The sequence below is a fragment of the Antiquaquibacter soli genome (assembly GCF_030580675.1).
Classification (GTDB): domain Bacteria; phylum Actinomycetota; class Actinomycetes; order Actinomycetales; family Microbacteriaceae; genus Rhodoglobus; species Rhodoglobus soli.
The window spans coordinates 1980298-1998547 of sequence record NZ_JAUQUB010000001.1; the positions used below are offsets into that span (position 1 = coordinate 1980298).

Annotated in this window: 19 protein-coding genes; 3 read left to right on the plus strand and 16 right to left on the minus strand. The window is 70.2% G+C overall.

Annotation, left to right across the window (positions count from 1 at the left end; all coding sequences use genetic code 11):
* Positions 1 to 21: 21 nt before the first annotated feature.
* The 8 genes from Q5716_RS09865 to Q5716_RS09900 all read right to left on the minus strand — a co-directional run bounded on the left by Q5716_RS09865 (position 22) and on the right by Q5716_RS09900 (position 8425).
* Positions 22 to 1329 carry an aspartate aminotransferase family protein gene (locus Q5716_RS09865; protein ID WP_305002904.1) on the minus strand — a complete coding sequence of 436 codons (1308 nt, stop codon included), beginning with the start codon at positions 1327 to 1329 and terminating at the stop codon, positions 22 to 24.
* A 65-nt stretch (positions 1330 to 1394) separates the two neighbouring features.
* On the minus strand, positions 1395 to 2564 hold the full coding sequence (locus tag Q5716_RS09870) for an ABC transporter substrate-binding protein (RefSeq protein WP_305002905.1): 1170 nt from the start codon (positions 2562 to 2564) through the stop codon (positions 1395 to 1397).
* A 46-nt stretch (positions 2565 to 2610) separates the two neighbouring features.
* Positions 2611 to 3399 (minus strand): ABC transporter permease, encoded by a 789-nt coding sequence (locus tag Q5716_RS09875; RefSeq protein ID WP_305002906.1) that lies wholly within the window; start codon positions 3397 to 3399, stop codon positions 2611 to 2613.
* A complete protein-coding gene (locus tag Q5716_RS09880) occupies positions 3396 to 4205 on the minus strand; it encodes an ABC transporter ATP-binding protein (protein ID WP_305002907.1) in 810 nt (269 codons plus the stop codon). Before Q5716_RS09880 ends, Q5716_RS09875 begins: the two co-directional genes overlap by 4 nt.
* Positions 4202 to 5089 (minus strand): ABC transporter permease, encoded by an 888-nt coding sequence (locus tag Q5716_RS09885; RefSeq protein WP_305002908.1) that lies wholly within the window; start codon positions 5087 to 5089, stop codon positions 4202 to 4204. Before Q5716_RS09885 ends, Q5716_RS09880 begins: the two co-directional genes overlap by 4 nt.
* Entirely contained in the window at positions 5086 to 6102 is a 1017-nt protein-coding gene (locus Q5716_RS09890; protein ID WP_305002909.1) for a TIGR03842 family LLM class F420-dependent oxidoreductase, read from the minus strand. The genes Q5716_RS09885 and Q5716_RS09890 overlap by 4 nt, the downstream gene beginning before the upstream one ends.
* A 12-nt stretch (positions 6103 to 6114) precedes the next feature.
* Positions 6115 to 7551 carry a dihydropyrimidinase gene (hydA, locus tag Q5716_RS09895; protein WP_305002910.1) on the minus strand — a complete coding sequence of 479 codons (1437 nt, stop codon included), beginning with the start codon at positions 7549 to 7551 and terminating at the stop codon, positions 6115 to 6117.
* A 25-nt stretch (positions 7552 to 7576) separates the two neighbouring features.
* Entirely contained in the window at positions 7577 to 8425 is an 849-nt protein-coding gene (locus Q5716_RS09900) for a nitrilase-related carbon-nitrogen hydrolase (RefSeq protein WP_305002911.1), read from the minus strand.
* Positions 8426 to 8536: 111 nt separating this feature from the next.
* Between Q5716_RS09900 and Q5716_RS09905 the strand changes: the two genes are divergently transcribed.
* Together Q5716_RS09905 and Q5716_RS09910 are read left to right on the plus strand one after the other, a co-directional pair.
* Positions 8537 to 9853, plus strand: a complete 1317-nt coding sequence (locus tag Q5716_RS09905) for an aminotransferase-like domain-containing protein (RefSeq protein WP_305002912.1) — start codon at positions 8537 to 8539, stop codon at positions 9851 to 9853.
* A gap of 45 nt (positions 9854 to 9898) precedes the next feature.
* Positions 9899 to 10414, plus strand: a complete 516-nt coding sequence (locus Q5716_RS09910; protein ID WP_305002913.1) for a hypothetical protein — start codon at positions 9899 to 9901, stop codon at positions 10412 to 10414.
* On the opposite strand, the gene Q5716_RS09915 is transcribed toward Q5716_RS09910, so the two are convergent.
* The 6 genes from Q5716_RS09915 to cofE all read right to left on the minus strand — a co-directional run bounded on the left by Q5716_RS09915 (position 10411) and on the right by cofE (position 16862).
* A complete protein-coding gene (locus Q5716_RS09915) occupies positions 10411 to 12651 on the minus strand; it encodes a transglutaminase TgpA family protein (RefSeq protein WP_305002914.1) in 2241 nt (746 codons plus the stop codon). The two genes, Q5716_RS09910 and Q5716_RS09915, sit on opposite strands and share 4 nt — an antisense overlap.
* A complete protein-coding gene (locus tag Q5716_RS09920; protein ID WP_305002915.1) occupies positions 12644 to 13993 on the minus strand; it encodes a DUF58 domain-containing protein in 1350 nt (449 codons plus the stop codon). Before Q5716_RS09920 ends, Q5716_RS09915 begins: the two co-directional genes overlap by 8 nt.
* A 5-nt stretch (positions 13994 to 13998) precedes the next feature.
* A complete protein-coding gene (locus tag Q5716_RS09925) occupies positions 13999 to 14964 on the minus strand; it encodes an AAA family ATPase (protein WP_305002999.1) in 966 nt (321 codons plus the stop codon).
* Between the two features lie 133 nt (positions 14965 to 15097).
* The gene (gene cofC / locus Q5716_RS09930) at positions 15098 to 15685 is read right to left on the minus strand and encodes a 2-phospho-L-lactate guanylyltransferase (RefSeq protein ID WP_305002916.1); all 588 of its coding nucleotides are present in this window, start codon (positions 15683 to 15685) and stop codon (positions 15098 to 15100) included.
* A 37-nt stretch (positions 15686 to 15722) separates the two neighbouring features.
* The gene (locus Q5716_RS09935) at positions 15723 to 16091 is read right to left on the minus strand and encodes a PLD nuclease N-terminal domain-containing protein (RefSeq protein ID WP_305002917.1); all 369 of its coding nucleotides are present in this window, start codon (positions 16089 to 16091) and stop codon (positions 15723 to 15725) included.
* Positions 16092 to 16100: 9 nt separating this feature from the next.
* Positions 16101 to 16862: a coenzyme F420-0:L-glutamate ligase gene (gene cofE / locus Q5716_RS09940; protein ID WP_305002918.1), complete on the minus strand. Its 762-nt coding sequence runs from the start codon at positions 16860 to 16862 to the stop codon at positions 16101 to 16103.
* Between the two features lie 29 nt (positions 16863 to 16891).
* Here cofE and Q5716_RS09945 point away from each other — a divergent pair, with 29 nt between their 5' ends.
* Positions 16892 to 17284: a TfoX/Sxy family protein gene (locus Q5716_RS09945; protein WP_305002919.1), complete on the plus strand. Its 393-nt coding sequence runs from the start codon at positions 16892 to 16894 to the stop codon at positions 17282 to 17284.
* Between the two features lie 43 nt (positions 17285 to 17327).
* On the opposite strand, the gene Q5716_RS09950 is transcribed toward Q5716_RS09945, so the two are convergent.
* Complete coding sequence (locus Q5716_RS09950; protein WP_305002920.1) at positions 17328 to 17609, minus strand: iron-sulfur cluster assembly accessory protein; 282 nt, start codon at positions 17607 to 17609, stop codon at positions 17328 to 17330.
* An 88-nt stretch (positions 17610 to 17697) separates the two neighbouring features.
* Entirely contained in the window at positions 17698 to 18216 is a 519-nt protein-coding gene (locus tag Q5716_RS09955) for a hypothetical protein (protein ID WP_305002921.1), read from the minus strand.
* Positions 18217 to 18250: the final 34 nt, after the last annotated feature.

Below are 18250 nucleotides of genomic sequence, written 5' to 3' on the forward strand. Positions count from 1 at the left end.
AGCGATTCTACCGCCGGGGCGCTAGAGATTGGCCTCCACCGCGGTGAACGCCTCGTCGTAGATGCCGAGCGCGCGCTCGACCTCCTCCGGCGTGACGATGCACGGCGGCACGACGTGGATGCGGTTGTCCGCCGTGAACGGAAGCAGCCCCCGCTCCATGAGCGCCTTCTTGAGATCGCCGACGAGGCCCGCCGAGACCGGCTGGCGCGACTCGGGGTCGTCGACCAGGTCGAGTGCCCAGAACACGCCGAGACCGCGAACCTCGCCGATGAGAGGGTGCTTGGCGGCGAGCGCGGCGAGACCGGGGCCGAGGTGGTCCCGACCGATCGTGGCCGCGTTCTCCACGATGCCCTCGGCATCCATGGCGTCGATCGCGGCCACGATGGAGGCGGCGGCGAGGGGATGACCCGAATAGGTCAGCCCGCCCGGGAACACCTGCGCGTCGAACGCGTTGGCGATCGACTCGGAGATGATCACTCCGCCGACGGGGACGTATCCGGAGTTCACGCCCTTCGCAAACGTGATGAGGTCCGGAACGACCCCGAAGCCCTGCCAGGCGAACCACTCGCCCGTGCGGCCGAAGCCGCACATGACCTCGTCGAAGATGAGCACGATGCCGTACTTGTCGCACAGCGCGCGCACCCCCTCGAGGTAGCCGGGCGGCGGTACGAGGACGCCCGCGGTGCCCGGAACGGTCTCGATGATGAGCCCGGCGATCGAGTTCGCCCCCTCGGACTGGATGACCCGCTCGAGGTGGTGGAGGGCGCGCTCCGACTCCTGCTCGGGCGAGTCGGACCAGAACTCGGAACGGTACTCGAACGGTCCGAAGAAGTGGGCGTGCCCGCGCGAGAACTCGTTGGGCACGCGGCGCCAGTCGCCGGTCGCCACGATGGCGGCGCCCGTGTTGCCGTGATAGGAGCGGTAGGTCGAGAGGATCTTGTCGCGGCCCGTGGTGAGCCGTGCCATCCGGATCGCGTTCTCGTTGGCGTCTGCACCGCCGTTGGTGAAGAAGACCTTGCCGAAGTGCGCGCCGGCCTTGGCGAGGATGCGCTTGGCCGCCTCGCCGCGAGCGAGGTTGGCGGTCGCCGGAGCGATGGTGGCGAGGGTGTCGGCCTGCTCCTTGATCGCGGCGATGACCTTCGGGTGCTGGTGGCCGATGTTCGTGTTGACGAGCTGGCTCGAGAAGTCGAGGTAGCGGGTGCCGTCGAAGTCCCACACCTCGCAGCCGGCGCCGCCGGCGATCACGAGGGGGGTGAGCGAGCCCTGCGCCGACCAGGAGTGGAAGACGTGGGCGCGGTCGAGGTCGTAGGTGAGCTGGTTGTCGCTCATCGTTTATCAGGTTCCTAGGTAGGTGTCGGTCGGGCGGCCGGAGGGCCGCCCGACCGACGTTACTATTACTGGCCGCCCTCGGTGAGGGTGACCTCGATCGGCGTGTACTCCCCGCCGACCTCGACTCCTTCCTCGGCGAGCGCGTCGAGCGCCTGCTGGATGTAGTCGTTCGAGTAGGCGGAGGCCGCCGGCTCGGTGGTGATGAGGTTCAGGCCGTCCTGGTTGACCGCCGCGAGGGCGCCCGCGACCGTCTTGTCCCAGGCTGCCGAGTCGATGAGACCGAAGTCGCCACCGGCCCAGATGAGCTTGTTGACCTCGTTCATCTGCCAGAGCTGGTGCACGGGGCCCACCGGGAAGGCGGCCTCGGCGTTGATCGCGGCGTCGTACGTGATCGACGCGGCCTCCTCCGGGTTGTCCCGGGCGAAAACCCAGCCCTTGATGACGGCCTCGAGGAAGCGCACGGCGGCGTCCGCGTAGGCGGGGTCATCCGCGAGTCGTGCGGTGTCGGCCCAGATCGCGTCCTGGAGCATGGCGCCCTCGGTGTCCTCGTAGGAGATGACGTTGAAGTCCTCCGGCTGGTACAGCTCGCCGGTGGCCGGGTTCACGACCTCGAGGATCTGCGCCCACTCGTTGTAGGTCATCGCCTGGGCGGCGTCCACGTCACGGTCCAGGAGCGCGTTCATGCTGAAGTCCTGGGTCGTGATGGAAACCGACGTCGAGTCGAGGTCCTCCGCGGCCATCGCCGCGAAGATCTCCCACTCGTTGCCGTAGCCCCACGAGCCGATGCGCTTGCCCTCGAAGTCGGCGACCGACTCGATGCCGCTATCGGCCCACGAGACCTGCAGGGTGCCGGACTTCTGGAAGACCTGCGCGATGTCGGTGAGCTCGACGCCGGTGGCCTCGAGGGTGCCGAGCACCTTGGGGACCCACGCGACGGCGAAGTCCACGTCGCCCGCGACGAGCGCGTCCTGCGGAACGATGTCACCGCCGGAGGGCACGATCTCGACACTGTCGAAGCCCTCCTCCTCGAAGAAGCCCTGGTCAGCGGCCACGTAGTAGCCGGCGAACTGCGCCTGCGGAAGCCACTGCAGCTGGAGCTTGATGGAGGTGAGCGGCTCGAAGTCCTCGCTGGAACCCGAGTCGTCGCTCGACGGAGCGGAGCACGCGGCGAGCGCGAGGGACGCGATCGCAGCGGTGGCGACGGCCGCGAGGCCGCGTCGAGTGCTGTGTCTCATGCTGTTTCCTTTCGTGATGGGTGGTGCTTCGGTGCAGGGATGCCGGCTAGACCGGCGACCGCCTCGACACGAGCCGCTCGAGGAGCGACGTGACGAGGAAGAACACGAGGCCGATGAGGATGCCCCCGGCCACGAACGCCCACGCGAGGGCGGCGCGGCCCGATTTCGCGTACGTCGCGATGGCGGTGCCCACGCCGTCGGCGGGGCCGCCGAAGTACTCCGCGACGAGCGCGGCGATGACGGCGACGGAGCTCGCGATGCGCAGGCCGGTGAGGAGGTACGGCAGCGCGGTCGGCAGGGTCAGCACGCGGAACTCCTGCAGCGGGCTCGCGGCCGAGACCCGCAGCAGGTCGCGGTGCACGGGACGGGTCTGGCGCAGGCCGCGCAGCACGTTGACGAACACGGGCACGAACGCGGCGATCGCGGCCACGGCCTGGCGCCCGAACTGGCTGGATGCCCCGAACATGGTGTTGAGGATGGGGGTGAGCGCGACGATGGGGACCACGGCGATCGCGGCGACCAGCGGCACGAGCATCCCGTCGATGGGCTTGATGGCGGCGGCGAGCCCGGCGAGAGCGATCGCGATCAGAGAACCGGCGAGGAGGCCTACGAGGGCGTTCGTCGCCGTGATCATGATGGCGTCCCCGATGATCGGCCAGCGCAGGACGAGCTCGTTGCCGATCGCGATCGGGCTGGGGAGCATGCGCGGGGCGGCGCCGAGCACGTCGACGTACAGGATCCACACGGCGACCCCGAGCGCGCCTACGACGACCGGTGCGACGAAGCGGAGCCAACTCGGCAATCCCGCTCGCTGAGCCTGTCGAAGCGTGCTCATCGCTCGTTCGCCCTCTCCACCTTGACGCCGTGCAGGGCCTCGCGGACCGCCGTCACGCGCTCGAAGTACTCGGGAGACTCGCGAAGGGCGTCGTCACGGTCGTGACCGAAGTCCGTCGTGATGACGTCGGTGATGCGTCCGGGCCGAGGGCTCATGACGACGACACGGTCGGAGAGGAAGACGGCCTCGGGGATCGAGTGGGTGACGAAGACGACGGCCGCCTCCGTCTCGGCGGCGATTCGAGTGAGCTCGGACTGCAGGTACTCGCGGGTCATCTCGTCGAGCGCCCCGAACGGCTCATCCATGAGCAGGAGCTTGGGTCGGGATGCGAGTGCGCGCGCGATGGCGACGCGCTGCTGCATCCCGCCCGAGAGCTGGTCGGGGTAGCGGTCCACGAACTCCGTGAGCCCGACGAGCTCGGCGAGCTCGGCGACCCGGGCGGTCCGCTCGGCCCTGCCGACCTTGTGAAGCTCGAGCGGCAGCCCGATGTTGGACGCGACCGTGCGCCACGGCAGGAGTCCCGCCTGCTGGAAGGCGATGCCGTAGTCCTGGTCGACGCGGGCCTGGGCCGCGGGCTTGCCGAAGATGCTCAGTTCGCCACTCGACGCCGGGTCGAGGTCGGCGATGAGTCGCAGAAGGGTGGACTTGCCACAGCCGGACGGGCCGATGAGCGAGACGAACTCGCCCGCGCGGACCTCGAGCTCGACTCCCGTGAGAGCGACGACCTCGCCGGCCTTGGTCGGGAAGACCTTGCCGACGCCGGTCGCCCTCACGGCAGCGGCACTGGTCGTGGTGGCGGGGCTCATGCTGTTGCTTCTCCTCTGCGGTAGTTCTTGAGGGCGAGGCCCAGGAGCGCGACCGAGCCGGCGGCGACGAGGCCGAGCGCGATCGTGCCGAACGTGGGTCCCCAGGGAGCGGCGGGATCGCTCGAGGCCTGCCCGGCGAGCTGGATGAGCATCCGGCCGATGCCGCCGCGCATGCCGATCGACACCTCCGCGACGACGGCGCCGACGACCGCGTTGGCCGCCGCGAGGCGCAGGGCGGGCAGCAGGTGGGGCACCGCGGCGGGGAGCCGCAGGTGCAGCAGCGTCTGCCAATACCCGGCGGCGTAGGTGCGCATGAGGTCCTCGTGGATCCGATCCGGGGCATCCAGGCCGCGCAGCACTCCGACAGCTACCGGGAAGAACGCGAGGTACGACGAGATGACGGCGACGGAGAGCCACTGCGGCCACGGGAAGCCGCCGCGGTCGATCTGCAGCCCCAGACTGTTGACGACGGGCGCGAACGCGATGAGCGGCACGGTCTGGCTGACGACGATCCAGGGCAGGATGCCCCACTCGACGAGCTTCCAGCGCTGCATCATGAGGCCGAAGAGGGTGCCCACGAGCACGCCGATGAGCCAGCCGACCGCAGCGATCCCGAGGGTGGTGAGCGCCGCGGTCACGACGGGGACGATGAGCGGCGGCGTGTCCCCGCCGCTCGTGGACTGGAAGAGCCGGGCGACCATGTCCCACACGTGGGGCATCGCGCGGTCGTTCGTGCGCGGCAGGATCATCACGCCCGAACCGGTCGAGCCGTCCGCTCCGACGACGACCCCCTCGGCGGGCCCGAGGAACTTGTACGCCTCCCAGAGCAGGATGACGGCGAGCACGCCGAGCGTCCCCCAGAGCGCCGCGGCACCCCTCCTCATGACTTGGCCGTGATCCTCTCGCGGATCGCCGGCATGACGGTCTCGCCGTAGACGCGGAGGGTCTCTTCCTTGTTGTCGTGCTGGAGGTAGCCGGAGAACTGGTCGACGCCCAGCTCCTTGAGGGCCTCCAGCTTGGCGATGTGGTCCTGAGCCGAGCCGAGCACGCAGAAGCGGTCGACGATCTCGTCGGGCACGAAGTCGACATGGTCGTTGCCCGCCTTGCCGTGCGAGTTGTAGTCGTAGCCCTCGCGCGCCTTGATGTAGTCCGTGAGCGCCTTCGGGACGGCGCCGTCGGTGCCGTACTTGGCGACGATGTCGGCGACGTGGTTGCCCACCATCCCACCGAACCACCGGGTCTGCGCACGCATGTGGTCCCAGTCGGCGCCGATGTACATCGGCGCCGCGACGCAGAACTTCACGGACATCGGGTCGCGGCCGGCCTTCTCCGCGGCATCCCGCACGGTCTTGATCATCCACTCGGCGATGTCGAGGTCCGCCAGTTGCAGGATGAAGCCGTCGCCGACCTCGCCCGTGAGCTTGAGGGCGAGCGGCCCGTAGGCCGCGACCCACACCTCCGTCTGCGACCCCTTCGACCACGGGAACTGCAGCGTCGCGCCCTTGTACTCCACGGAGCGCGAGTTGGCGAGCTCGCGGATGACGTGGATCGACTCCCGCAGCTCGGCGAGCGTCGTCGGCTTGCCGTTCGTGACGCGCACCGCGGAGTCGCCTCGGCCGATGCCGATGATCGTGCGATTGCCGTACATCTCGTTGAGAGTCGCGAACACGGATGCAGTGACCGTCCAGTCCCGGGTCGCCGGGTTCGTCACCATCGGGCCGACGATCACGCGATTGGTCTCGGCGAGGATGGCCGAGTAGATGACGTAGGGCTCCTCCCACAGCAGGTGGGAGTCGAACGTCCACACGTACTCGAATCCGTACTGCTCGGCGAGCTTGGCGAGGTGGACCGTGCGCGACGCCGGCGGGTTGGTCTGGAGGACTGCTCCGAATTCCATTGCTACTGGTCCTTAGATCAGGTACTGGGAGAGGCCGCGCTTGACGAACTTGCCGTCGCCCTGGGAGCCGATGTACTGGTTGCCGTCCACGACGACCTTGCCGCGCGAGAGCACCGTGTCGACGTGGCCGTCGATCTCGAAGCCCTCCCACGCGGAGTGGTCCATGTTCATGTGGTGCGTCTTACCGAGGCCGATCGACGTGTGCCCGTTCGGGTCGTAGACGACGATGTCGGCGTCGGCGCCCGGCTGGATGACGCCCTTCTTGCCGTACAGGCCGAACATCCGGGCGGGAGTCGTCGACGTGAGCTCGACCCAGCGCTCGAGGCTGATCTGGCCGTTCACGACGCCCTGGTACATGAGGTCCATGCGGTGCTCGACGGAGCCGATGCCGTTCGGGATCTTGCGGAAGTCGCCGAGGCCGAGCTCCTTCTGGCCCTTCATGCAGAACGGGCAGTGGTCGGTCGAGACCATCTGGATGTCGTTCGTGCGCAGCGCCTGCCACATGTGGTGCTGGTGGCCCTCCTCGCGGGAGCGCAGCGGAGTCGAGCACACCCACTTCGAGCCCTCGAAGGCGCCCCACTCCTCGCTGGATGCCCCGAGCTGCTCCTCGAGGGAGAGGTAGAGGTACTGCGGGCACGTCTCACCGAACACGTTCTGCCCATTGTCGCGGGCCCAGGCGAGCTGCTCCACGGCCTGCTTCGCGGAGACGTGCACGACGTAGAGCGGGGCACCGGTGAGGTTGGAGAGCATGATCGCGCGGTGCGTCGCCTCCTCCTCCGCCTGCCACGCCCGGGCGATGCCGTGGAAGTACGGGTCGGTCTTGCCCTTCTCGACGAGCTGAGCGGCGAGCACGTCGATGACGGGACCGTTCTCGGCGTGCATCATGGTGAGCATCCCGGTCTCGGCGGAGACCTGCATCGCCTTGAGGATCTGGGCGTCGTCGGAATAGAACACGCCCGGGTAGGCCATGAAGAGCTTGAAGCTCGTGATGCCCTCGTCGACGAGGGTGGGCAGCACGGCGAGCGAGTCGTCGTCCACTCCCCCGATGATCTGGTGGAACGCGTAGTCGATCGCGCAGTTGCCCGCGGCCTTCTCGTGCCACGCGGCGAGCCCGTCGAGCACCTTCTGGCCGTAGGTCTGCACGGCGAAGTCGATGATCGTCGTCGTGCCGCCCCACGCCGCGGCGCGCGTGCCGGTCTCGAACGTGTCGGATGCCGCCGTGCCGCCGAAGGGCAGCTCCATGTGGGTGTGCGCGTCGACGCCGCCCGGGATGACGTACTTGCCGCTCGCGTCGATGACGGTGTCGACGCCCGCGGACAAGTCGGTGCCGAGCAGCACCGATCCGGGGGCGAGGACGGCGACGATCGTCTCGCCGTCGATGAGCACGTCCGCCTCGGAACGACCCGTGGCGGTGACGACGGTGCCGCCCTTGATGAGAGTGGTTGCCATGTCGATCTCCTTCGATCTCGTCGGACTACGGGGCCACGATCTCGCTGTAGCTCTCCGGACGACGGTCGCGGTAGAACTGCCAGTCGTCGCGCATCTGCTGCACGAGGTCGAGGTCGATGTCGCGGATGAGGATCTCCTCCGACTCGCCGGAGCCGCGCTCGCCCACGAAGTTGCCCCGCGGGTCGATGACCTGGCTCGTGCCGTAGAAGTTGACGGCCTGGTCGCCGTACTCGTTGTCCTCGAGCCCGACGCGGTTGGGCTGAAGCACGAAGTAGCCGTTCGCGACGGCGGCCGCGGGTCCCTCGACCTCCCAGAGCCGGTTGGACAGGCCGGGCTTGGTCGCGTTCGGGTTGAACGCCATGTGCGCGCCGTTGAGCCCGAGCTCGCGCCACGCCTCCGGGAAGTGGCGGTCGTAGCAGATGATGACGCCGACCTTGCCCACGGCCGTGTCGAAGACCGGATAGCCGCTGTTGCCGGGGCGGAAGTAGAACTTCTCGTAGAACTTCTCGAGGTCGGGGATGTGGTGCTTGCGGTACTGACCGAGCACGGTGCCGTCGGCATCCACGACGACCGCGGTGTTGTAGTACACGCCCGTCTGGGCCTCCTCGTAGATCGGCAGGATCATCACGATGCCGAGCTCCTTGGCGAGCGCGGCGAAGCGCGTGACGATCGGGCCGTCGGAGGGTTCCGCATAGCGGTAGTACTTCTTGTCCTGGGTGATGCCGAAGTAGGGGCCGTAGAAGAGCTCCTGGAAGCAGATGATCTGGGCGCCCTGCGCCGCGGCATCCCGCGCGAATTGCTCGTGCTTGTCGAGCATCGACTCCTTGTCGCCGGTCCACGTGGTCTGGGTGATCGCTGCGCGTACTACGGTCATTGCTTCTCTCCTCGATGGTGCCTTTTGTTATTCTTAGCAGTAAACATTTCTCGAACGTTTCCGAATGTGACGGCGGAGTAAAACCGTGTTTCGCACCCTACGGCCCACGCCATGAAGTCGGTAGCCCTCGCCATCGAGGAGCCCACCCCGCGCGGCATCGCGGCCGGAATCGCCCGACTCATCACGAGCGGCGACCTCGCCCCGGGCGATCGACTGCCGACCGTGCGGGCCCTCGCGGCCGAACTCGGGGTCAGCCCGGCCACCGTCTCGCACGCGTGGCAGACGCTCGCGGGAGCGGGCCTCATCGTCAGCCGAGGCCGCAGCGGGAGCACCGTCCGCTCGGCCCCCCGCGAGTGGCTACCCCTGCGCTACCGCGACTTCGAAGGCGGCACGGATGCCCCGCTCGACCTCTCCCGGGGCACTCCCGATCCCGCCCTCCTCCCCGGACTCGGCGACGCGCTCGGTCGCGTGCGACTCGGCGCGGAGACGGCGAGCTATCAGCTCAAACCCGACATCCCCGAGCTCCACGACCTCTTGCGCGCCACCTGGCCCTCGCCCGTCGAGTCGATCACCGTGACGAACGGCGCACTCGACGCCATCGACCGCGCCCTCGCCACGCTCGTGCGGTACGGCGACCGCGTGGTGGTCGAGAGCCCGACGTTCCCGCCCTTCATCGACCTGCTCGAGCAGTACGGTCTCGAAGGCGTGCCCGTCGCTATGGACGACGAGGGGATGCACCCCGAGGCCTTCGCCGCGGCCCTCAACTCCGGCCCGCGCATCGTGCTCCTGCAGCCGCGCGCCCACAACCCGACCGGCATCTCGATGTCGCCGGCGCGGGCGCAGCACCTCGCCGAGCTGCTGCGCCGGAGCCGGACCGCCGACAGCGCCGTCGTGATCGAGGACGACCACTCCGGTGCGATCTCCGTCTCCCCCGACGTGAGCCTCGCGACCTGGCTCCCCGATCGCGTGCTGCACGTGCGCAGCTTCTCCAAGACGCACGGACCCGACCTGCGCATCGGAGCGCTCGGCGGCGCCCGCGACCTCGTAGACCGCGTGGTCGCGCGCCGACTGCTCGGGCCCGGGTGGACGTCGCGCATGATGCAGGCGATCCTCTTCGACTTGCTCTCGGACGCTACCGAGCACGTCCAGGCCGCGCGGGAGGCGTACGCCGGCCGCCAGTCGGCGTTCGCGCGCGCGATGGGCGAGCAGGGCATCCCGCTCCGAGTCGGGGACGGACTCAACGCCTGGTTGCCGGTCGGGGACGAGCGCGCGGCGATGGTGAGCCTCGCGACCGCCGGGATCCGCGTCGCGCGCGGGGCGCCGTTCCAGCTGGTCCCCGACAGGCCGCACGTTCGCGTGACGGTCGGTCTCATCGACGCGGGAATGGCCGAGATCGCCCTCGCCCTCGCAACGGCCGCTCGAGCCTGACTCGGCGCCCCCGTCATGACTGGGGCGATCGCGCCTCTAGTCAGTGTGTCCCAGTTCCGCCGCCGCCCCGCCTCCGTCACCACCGCCCTCGCCCTCGCGGCGTCCTACGCCGTCGCCCTCTCGGCCTACGCCGTCGCCCTCGCCCTGATCGCCGAGCAGTCCCTCGAGCTGACGACCGCTGAGCGCCGTGCGCCCGTGGCTCTCGCCACCGTGACAGTTCTCTTGACCGCCGCCGCGCTCGTCGCCCTCGGTGCGCTCGCGACCTGGCGTCGCAAGACCGACATGCTGCTCGTGTTCGCGCTGTGGCTCGTCGCTCTCGGAGCCATCGGAGTCGCCGTCTCCGCAGTGGTCGCCGATGCACCGGGTCTCGCTGCGATCTCCGTCGCGGCTGCCGCCGCTGCCGCCGCACCCATCGTCCTCCTCCTGAGGCGCTCCGCTCGCGCGTGGCTGCCGCCGATCCCCCTCCACGACGCCGTGCTCGTGATCGTGTTCGGGCCGGTGATCGGGTTCGCGCTCATCGCCGCGCGCCACCGCGAGGACGCCCGGCTCGGTCTCGCCTAGTCCCTCGCGGCCGTCGGCAGCCAGGCTCGCACGAGAGAGCGCGGCAGCAGGGCACTCGCGATAGCCCGGCCGACTCCCGCCCCGCGGCGCAACCCGTGCACGACGGTCGAGACGTCGGCCGGATCGGACGGCGTCGATACCCGGTCGAATGCGTGAGCCTCAACCGCGGAGCGCAGCCGCGCGAGAGCGGCAGCCGCATCGTCATCGAGCAGCGGCGCGACAGACTCCGCGAACTGTCGTGGCGTCAGACCGACGTCGCTCGAGAGGCCGAGGTCGAAGGCGGTGTCGCGCAGCTCGTCCCAGCCGTCGAGTGCGGAGCCGCGGTCCACGGCTCGCAGCCGGCGGGCGCGGCGGAGGGCGCGCAGCACCGCCGGAGCGAGCAGGAGCGCGAGCACGAGAGCGGGGAGGACAGCGCCGATCGGGATGGCTCGGGCCGGAGCATCCGGCGAGGCGACCGACTCATCGGGCACCTCCGTCGGCTCGTCGTCCGGGATCTCGGGCGCCCCCGTGGGACCGGCTGTCGAGGTCGGCGCCGGGGTCGGAGGCGGGGGCACCGACTCGTCGACATCGGGCGTGGCGGGGTCGTCCTCGTCGAGGGGGGCGAACGCGGGAGGCGTTCCGCGCCCCGGCGTGGGCTCGAAGCGCACCCAGCCGATGCCGTCGAAGTAGAGCTCCGGCCACGCGTGAAGGTTGTGCGTCGTCACCCGGTGGACGATCGTGTCGTCCTCGCCCTCCTTCACGGAGCTGCCCGGGGTGAAGCCCACGACGACGCGGGAGGGGATGCCGAGCGTGCGGGCCATGGCTGCCATCGCGGACGAGAAGTGCACGCAGTACCCCGAGCGCGCGTCGAGGAACGCGCCGAGGACCTCCGCGCCGGAGCCGTCGTAGCCGTCCTCGACGGGAGCCTGCTCGGAGTAGGTGAAGTCGCCGGCGCGGAAGAACTGCTGGAGGGCCAGTGCCCGGTCGTAGTTCGACACGAGCCCCTCGGTCACCTCGAGAGCGGTGCGCGCGACGGAGTCGGGCAGCTCGGGCGGGAGGGCGAGGTAGCGCTCCATGCCCGCGGCGGGTCCGCTCCCGGCCGCCACGAGCTGCTCGACGCTCGGGGCGGGCAGGACCACGTCCACCTCGTAGCCCTGGCCTTGCGCGTTCGACCGTTCGGTGCGCACGGTCAGACCTTCCGGGTCCCAGCTCCACGCCCCGTCGAGCCCGCGGATCGACGTTGGCGCGTACGGCACCGGGAGCCAGCGACTGGCGACGTCGCCCACGACGATCGTGGCGGTGATGGTCGTCGAGGGCACTCCTTCTGCGAGGCCCGGCACCGGGCCGATCTGCTCCACGTCCCGACCCGGCTCGGGCAGCTCCGAAGGTTCCCACGACCGGCCCGTGAAGTCATCCAGAACCGTCAGACGCAGGTACTGCTCCGAGTCGTCGCTCGTGCGGTACGTGAGCGCGTGCCTCGGGTTGCCGCGGCGGAGGTCGTCGCCGAGCGTGATGATCGGATTGAGTCCGGTCGCGAGTCCCCCGCCCGAACCCTCGTCGGGGGCCGGGCCCTGGACGGCAGGGAGTACTGCGGGAGCGAGCAGCGCGAGCACCACCGCCGACGCGCCGACGCCCACGGCCGTGCGCCGGGCGACGGGGCGCGAGTGCACGACGAGGAGCGCCAGCCACGCGGCAGCCGTGAGCGCGAACAGCGGTAGGTCCAGGAAGTCGGGCCTGACGAATGAGGGCACGAGAAGGAGCACGAGCACCGGGATGCCCGCGAGCGCCGGCGCCCTGAGGAGGTGGGCGATGCCATCCGCGGCGATGGCGATCGCGACCACGCCCACGCACAGCAGGAAGCGGATGCCCTCGGTCGCGTCGGCCGGGATCGACTGCTCGAGGATGTCCCGGTTGCCGGCGCGATTGAGCTCGCCGAAGACGGCCATGGTCTCGGGAGTCGGGAGAACGCCCAGGAAGCCCGATCCGTCGCCGAACGTGGCCGTGAGGAAGGCGAGGCCCGTCGCGGCACCCGCGATCGTTCCCCAGAACCGCCGCAGGGCGATCGAGCGCACCGCGGCCGCCACGAGGAGCACCACGGCACCCGAGACGACGGCCTCGAGCCACCAGCCGATATCGCGCAGCACCGGGGTGAGCCCCCAGAGGGCGAGCCCGATCATCGTCGCGAGCAGGGCGGAGACGAGCCAGGGCGCGCTCCCCCGGTCCGTGGGAGCGGGGGCTCGGCGGCCGCGGCTAGGCACGTCCCCGCCCGGTCTCGGCGACGATCGCCTGCCATGCCGCGGCCGGGTCGTCGTCCGGTCCCACCGGCACCACGAGCCAGCCCTCGTCGGCGAGCCGCTCGGCGACAGCGCTCGCCTCGGGCACGATCCCGAACGGTCGGCCGAACCGGTCGAGCGCGGTCTGGGTCTGCACGGTGAACGCCACCGCGAGCTCGCCCGGACGTCGCCGCGCGAGCATCCACTCGACGGTCTCGGACGACGGGGTGCCGAGAAGGGCGATGAGCGGTCCCGTCGATCCAGGGCTGCGGGTCGACCGCTCCTCCGGCTCGTCCGTCAGCTCGAGCGAGGCGAGCCGGGCAAGGAACTCCTCGTCTCCCCAGGTGCGGCGTCGGCCCGCGCCGAGGCCGTCGAGCTGCGGATGCCCGGTCTCCTCGATCGACACGAGGAAGCCCGCGCGTCGCAAGTGCACCGCAGCCGACGCGAGCATCCGCACGACCCACTCGAAGGCGAGACTGTCGGGATCGACCTCGGTGGGCTCGGTGGAGAGGTCTGCGTACGCATCGGCAGTCGTGTCGACGATGATGCGCGCCTCCGGGAACGAGCGCTGCTCCTCCTGCCGAACCATGAGGTCGCCGTGGCGGGCGGAGGCGCGCCAGTGCACGCGTCGCATTGCGTCACCGCTGCGGTACTCGCGGGTCATGATGTCGTCCTCGTCGCCCGCCGCGCGGCGCTGCACGAGCGTCGCCTCGCCGTCCCCCGCAGGGAGCGAGAACCCGGCGCTCGGCAGGGGAACGACCTCGGGGGTGACGATGAGCGGTTGCGGCTCGCCCACGACCGTCAGGCTCGTAGCGAGTCCGAAGGCGTCGCCTGCGAGCACGCTCAACGGTCCGATGAGGAACTCCCCGCGGTGCGGCGGGACCAGGTCGTAGCCGACGGTGGTGTGGTTCCGGGCCGCGAACCGGCGGCTGCGCGGCTCGAGCGCAGCCAAGCGCCCGGCGGCGGTGACGTACGGATACCAGGGCACCGTGTCCCACCACGTCGCCTCGAGGCTCCGCCCGGCGGCTCTGTTGTGCACCGTGAGCGCTACGCTCGTCGCGCTGCCCGCCGCGATCGTGCGAGGGGCGAACGACCGCGTGACTTCGACGCGCGGCCGCCGCACAGCCGCGAGCACACCAGCCGCTAGAGGGAGCGCGACGAGGAGCGCCCCGACGAACACGAACGCCTCGCGACCGCCCAGGTAGGCGATGACGAACGACGCAGCGCCGGCGCCCAGGAACCACCACCCGCGCACCGTCAGACCCACGCCGCGGACCCGCAACGAGGCGAGGCCGTGCGATGCGGCGTGCCGGGGCGCTCGGGGCACGTCGGTCAGGCCGGCCCGGCCGAGGAGAGCGGCACCGGGGTGTCCGCGACGATACGGGAGATGACGTCTGAGACCGCGGTGCCGCCGAGTCCGCCCGACACCCGACGCGCGGGGATGAGCCGGTGCCCGAGCACAGGCACGGCGAGCGCGTCGATGTCGTCGGGAAGCACGAACTCCCGTCCGTCGAGCGCCGCGCGGGCCTTCGCAGCGCGCACGAGCTGGAGGGTCGCGCGCGGGCTCGCCCCGAGCCGGAGGTCGCGATCGACCCGGGTCGCCTGCGCGATCGCGACGGCGTACTGCTCGACGGCTCGACTCGCGAAGACCCCTCGCACGGTGGCGATCATGGCGGCGAGCTCGGTGCCGGAGACGACGGGGTCGAGCGAATCGAGCGGGCTCGAGGCATCCCGGCTCCGCAGCATCTCGAGCTCGGCGGCCGAATCGGGGTAGCCCATCGAGATGCGGGCCATGAAGCGGTCACGCTGCGCCTCCGGCAACGGGTAGGTGCCCTCCATCTCGATCGGGTTCTGGGTGGCGACGACCACGAACGGCGTCGCGAGCGCGTAGGTGCGGCCGTCGACGGTGACCTGGCGCTCCTCCATGCTCTCGAGGAGCGCCGATTGCGTCTTCGGGCTCGCGCGGTTGATCTCGTCGCCGATGACGATGTTCGCGAACACGGGACCCGGCTTGAACTCGAACTGGCGGTCGGACTGGTTGTAGACCGAGACGCCGGTGATGTCGGCGGGCAGCAGGTCGGGAGTGAACTGGATGCGGCTGACCGAGCAGTCGACGGAGCGCGCGAGCGCGCGGGCGAGCATCGTCTTGCCCACGCCGGGAACGTCCTCGATGAGCAGATGCCCCTCCGCGAGGAGCACGGTGAGCGCCATCTCGACCGCGGACCGCTTGCCGTCGATGACGGTTTCCATGCTGCGCAGGATGCCCCGCGACCGCGAGTAGAACTCGTCGTGGGTCATCGCCTCGACCGGCTCGGACCGCCCGGCATTCGGTGCGAGGCCCTCGTCGCTGAGGCCGTATCGAGAAGTCTCCACCGTCCGAGTCTCGCAGAGAACCCGGCCGGGACACCCTGTGAGTTCGCCGTCAGTGAGCTTAGCTCGCCACTCTTCCGGCGAGTGCTCGGCTGTGCCGACCGAGCTCGAGGCCCGCAATCGCGAGCTCCTCGAGGTGCTCGGCCAGGTCCACGTCTCGGCTCAGGCCCGGCCACTGGCCCTCGAGCTCGGCGTACCCGCGCTCCCGGTGAGCGGCTCGAGACCCCGGTCCGAACGCGAGATCGTGCCGGGCGCCTCGGAGGGCGGCGACGAGGGCGGTGCCCGTGCCGTCGTCGTCGGGCACGAGCGACCGCGGGTTCCTCTCGGCGGCGGCGAGGGCATCCTGCAGCTCTTGCGGTCGCAGCGCGGGATGATCGCCCAGCAGCACCGCCGAGTGCGACTCCACTCCCTCGAGCCCGGCCTCGATCGCGGCGATGAGCCCGGCCCCCGGGTCCTGCAGGATCGTCGCGCCGAGCGATTGGAACTCCGCTCCACCGACCGTCACGACGATGACGGGGGCGACGGCGAGCGCCGCCTCGACCGTGTCGAGTGCCATGGCGAGGGCGAGGTCCCGGTGATCCCCAGGGCCGAAGCGCGACTTGGACGCCGCGGTCCCCTTGACCGGGATCACGATCGTCCAGTTCTGCACCCCTCGAGTCTGACACGGCCCGCTGAGCGCACCCGCGCTACTGGCCGGTCTCGCGCTTCTGCTTCAGCTCAGCCTCCAGCCGGCGGATCCGGGCCTCGTTCTCGTAGAACGCGATCTCCCGCTCCACCGCGGCGTCGATGTCCTCGTCGTCGTCGAGTCGACGGGGGGCGGGCCGGATCGCCTGCGAGCGGCGCGGGTCGCCGAAGGGGATCGACTCCGACCGGTCGCCGTAGTCGCGACCGACCCACCACCACAGCACCATGCCGATGAGCGGGACGAAGATGACGATCACCACCCACAACACCTTGGGGAGGTGCTTCACCTGCCAGTCCGCGCTCGTGATGATGTTCGCGAGAGTGACGATCGTCGCGACGAGGATCGCGACCGACAGGATGATCTGAATCATCCTTGAATCCTAGGGAGCCTCCGGCGCGGCGGCCACCCCCTCCGCGTAGCCCGCCGCCCACGCCTCCGCCGTGCCGAGCCGGAACATGTCCTCCTCCGACGGTCGGGTGATCGTGCGAGCGCCGGGCAAGTCCAGCGGTCCGACGAGGTGGGCGAGTCCGCGGACGACGGCCACGGGCATCCCTGACGTCTTTCCCTTCACGAGGTCGGCGGCCGAGGCGATCTCGTCGGCGACGGCGGCGACCGTAACATCCAGCCGCCGGCCCCCCGCGTCGACGCTGCCGCGGAGGTCGTCGAGGACGTGGATGCCCGCCGCCCCGATCGCCGCGTCCGTCTGCCCCTGGCGCCAGGGACGCCCGAGCGTGTCTGTGATGACGACGCCGAGGGAGAGGCGGAAGCGGTCGCGCAGGGCCGTCGCGAGGGCGAGAGCCGAGTCATCCGGCCGCTCGGGCAGCAGCAGAACGGTGCCATCCGGCGTGTTGGACGCGTCGACCCCGGCGGCCGCCATGACGAGGCCCTGCCGGTTCTCCACGATCCGCGTGACTCCCCCCGGATGCTCGCGCGTGGCGACGACGCGCACCGTCTCGGCGGTGATCGCGTCCTCCCGATCGGCTGCGGCGATCACGCGGCCCTCGGCCTTGCTGACGATCTTCGAGGTGACGGCGAGGATGTCGCCGTCCTCGAGCCTGCCCTCGAGCGCATCACCGACAAGGGCAGCGAGGTCGTCTCCCGGCACGATCTCAGGCAGCGGGACAGCGAAGACGGTGAGCATCGTCTCACGGTACCGCTAGCCTGGCGCGCATGAAGATGCCGCGGCCGACCGACGAGGGCAAGGAGTTCTTCCGCGATCTCGTGACCGACTTCTCCGGGGTCACGGTCAAGCCGATGTTCGCGAACCTCGGGGCGTTCGTGAACGGCACGATGTTCGCCGCGCTCATCGGCGACACGATCGGGGTGCGATTGCCGGATGACTCGGCCCGCGCCGAACTCGCGAACCGCCCGGGCGCCGGCGGCTTCGGCCCCGGCGAGAAGCCCTTGCGCGAATACGTAGGGCTCCCGCTGACGTGGCCGCGGGATGAGCTCGTGGAGTGGCTGCACCTCGCCTACCTGCAGATCGGGGAGCTCCCCCCGAAGCCGCCGAAGCCTGCCCGCGCTCCTCGCCCGCCCCGCGAACAGAAGAAGGGGCCGGCGTAACCGGCCCCTTCCCACCTCGGGCTTCTGGCCCTCGGCTTCCCCATCAGGTCTGCGGCGTGAGCGCGAACGAGATCGCGCCCTCCTCGGACACCGTCGCGTCGAGCGTCTTGTCCTCGAGGACGAGCGAAGCGCCCGGCTCGACGAACAGGCGCGCGCCGTGCGACTCGACGAGGGCGTCGCCGGGCTCCGGCTCGCTCACGACGGAGATCGCGAAGTCGTGCGAGGTGGCACCGGTGGCGATGCGCATGGCGCCGTCCACGACGTTCGGATCGCGGTCCACGATCGATTTCACGACCGTGCTGGCTGTTTCAGTGAGGGTGAGCATTGCGCTTCCTTTCCTTGTTCAGCGGTGGCTTCCACGCTTCCAAGGTCCGGCGCGAGCCTCAAGGGGGTCGCTCCGATACGGAGGGAACTCACACGGGGCGCTCGGGCGACTCGCTGGTTGGGATGGCCTGCTCATGCTCTATTCGCCGAGTGAGGCGCAGGATGATGAGGAGCGGGATGATCCCGAACACCCCGAACGACATGTCGACGAGCATCCAGCCCCAGGGAAGTCCCCGAATCGAGCCGGCGATGAGGGCGAGCGGGATCACTCCGACGCACGCGATCATGCCCCAGTGGATGACCCACACGTTGCGCACCGGGTCGCCAAGTGGCCCGACGAACGCGACGGCGATCACGAGATGCGCGAACGCCAGCCAGTCCGTTCCGTAAGCGAGCCAGGGGTACGAGGCGTAGGTGTCGGCGAGTCCGGCGCGAACCCGGTCGATCCATTCGACGAGCGCGGGCATCCACTGCTCCACCCCCCAGGAGTGCAGGATGCTCGATCCGAGCGTGAGCTCCTCGAGCAGCGGGAACGCCGTCACCCCGCTCACCACGAGCGCCACCATGAAGAACACGATCCACGCGCGAATCCAGCCGAGGCTGCTCACCCCACCGAGCCTAGGCATGTCAAGTTGACGCCCT

What these genes read in the sequence shown, in the direction of transcription:
- Q5716_RS09905 (WP_305002912.1), top strand. Translation starts at nt 8,537, where the DNA reads ATGAAGTCGGTAGCCCTCGCCATCGAGGAGCCCACCCCGCGCGGCATC.
- hydA (WP_305002910.1), bottom strand. Translation starts at nt 7,551, where the DNA reads ATGGCAACCACTCTCATCAAGGGCGGCACCGTCGTCACCGCCACGGGT.
- Q5716_RS09870 (WP_305002905.1), bottom strand. Translation starts at nt 2,564, where the DNA reads ATGAGACACAGCACTCGACGCGGCCTCGCGGCCGTCGCCACCGCTGCG.
- Q5716_RS09865 (WP_305002904.1), bottom strand. Translation starts at nt 1,329, where the DNA reads ATGAGCGACAACCAGCTCACCTACGACCTCGACCGCGCCCACGTCTTC.
- Q5716_RS09950 (WP_305002920.1), bottom strand. Translation starts at nt 17,609, where the DNA reads ATGCTCACCCTCACTGAAACAGCCAGCACGGTCGTGAAATCGATCGTG.
- Q5716_RS09935 (WP_305002917.1), bottom strand. Translation starts at nt 16,091, where the DNA reads ATGATTCAGATCATCCTGTCGGTCGCGATCCTCGTCGCGACGATCGTC.
- Q5716_RS09885 (WP_305002908.1), bottom strand. Translation starts at nt 5,089, where the DNA reads ATGAGGAGGGGTGCCGCGGCGCTCTGGGGGACGCTCGGCGTGCTCGCC.
- Q5716_RS09945 (WP_305002919.1), top strand. Translation starts at nt 16,892, where the DNA reads ATGAAGATGCCGCGGCCGACCGACGAGGGCAAGGAGTTCTTCCGCGAT.
- Q5716_RS09925 (WP_305002999.1), bottom strand. Translation starts at nt 14,964, where the DNA reads ATGACCCACGACGAGTTCTACTCGCGGTCGCGGGGCATCCTGCGCAGC.
- Q5716_RS09880 (WP_305002907.1), bottom strand. Translation starts at nt 4,205, where the DNA reads ATGAGCCCCGCCACCACGACCAGTGCCGCTGCCGTGAGGGCGACCGGC.
- cofE (WP_305002918.1), bottom strand. Translation starts at nt 16,862, where the DNA reads ATGCTCACCGTCTTCGCTGTCCCGCTGCCTGAGATCGTGCCGGGAGAC.
- Q5716_RS09890 (WP_305002909.1), bottom strand. Translation starts at nt 6,102, where the DNA reads ATGGAATTCGGAGCAGTCCTCCAGACCAACCCGCCGGCGTCGCGCACG.
- Q5716_RS09900 (WP_305002911.1), bottom strand. Translation starts at nt 8,425, where the DNA reads ATGACCGTAGTACGCGCAGCGATCACCCAGACCACGTGGACCGGCGAC.
- Q5716_RS09875 (WP_305002906.1), bottom strand. Translation starts at nt 3,399, where the DNA reads ATGAGCACGCTTCGACAGGCTCAGCGAGCGGGATTGCCGAGTTGGCTC.